This window comes from Bradyrhizobium sp. UFLA05-153 (genome assembly GCF_054185185.1).
Genome location: NZ_JBBIAM010000329.1, coordinates 1 through 918 on the forward strand (window position 1 = coordinate 1; position 918 = coordinate 918).

Consider the following 918-nt stretch of genomic DNA (forward strand, 5'->3'; position numbering starts at 1 on the left):
TTGCGAGCCAGCGCGACGATGGCGATGCGCCTGGCACGCTTGCCGGCGTTGGCGGTGCGGGTACGGAACCATTGGCTGAGCGCGCTGTCCGGCTGATGACGAAGCCAGAGCCAGGCCAGTTCGATCGCCTTCAGACGAGCGCGATGATTGCCTGCTTTGCTGATGCCCTGCTCGAGATCAATGCCGCCGCTCTTCCACGGACTGGGCGCCAAGCCGCAATAGGCGGCGACCTCGCGTCGGTTGCGGAAGTCCTTGTAGAACAGCTCGTTCACCAGCGTTGCACTGAAGGCCGGGCCAAGCGCCTTGAGCCGTTGCAAGAGTTGGCGCCGTTCGCTCATCGCAGCAGGGACCGCAGAAGCCTGCGCAGCGTGTGCCTGCTCCAGCGCCGCAATTTGCTCCCGCACCAGCATCAGGCGCGCATACTCGCGTTGGACCTCGGCCAGAAGATGCGGCGGCAGCGGCTGCCCCTGCCAGTCCCGCTGCTGCTCCAGCCAGGCGAGCCAGTTCCGCCGTCGCGGAGTATCGACAGCCATTCCCAACAGGCGCAGCAACGCCTTGATCCGGTTGCTATGGGCCGTCTGCTCCTTGACCAGACGATCGCGCTCGCGGCTCGCGCGCCGCGCATCCTCTTCCGCCACGCTCGGGACGCGTACGATCCGGACCACCCGCGGCTCGCCCCGCAAATAGGCCATCAAGGTGCGCAGCATCAGTTCGCCGTCGATCCGGTCCGTCTTCGCCCGACGCGATCGCTGCTCCACCGCAATGCTGGCCGCATCGAACACGAAGTTGGTGATCCCGGCCGCCTGCAGCAGCCGGTGCAGCCAAAAGCCGTCATAACCGGCCTCGTAGCAGCTCACCACACCTGGCGCCCACCCCAGCTTCTCGGCCGCCCGAGCCCTGACCTTCTCGATCAGGCCC

General features: G+C 66.7%; 1 protein-coding gene. It reads right to left on the reverse strand.

Annotated elements, in window-relative coordinates:
* Positions 1-918, reverse strand: a 918-nt coding sequence (locus Q2941_RS51715) for an IS110 family RNA-guided transposase (protein ID WP_458197557.1), incomplete at both ends; no start/stop codon positions are given.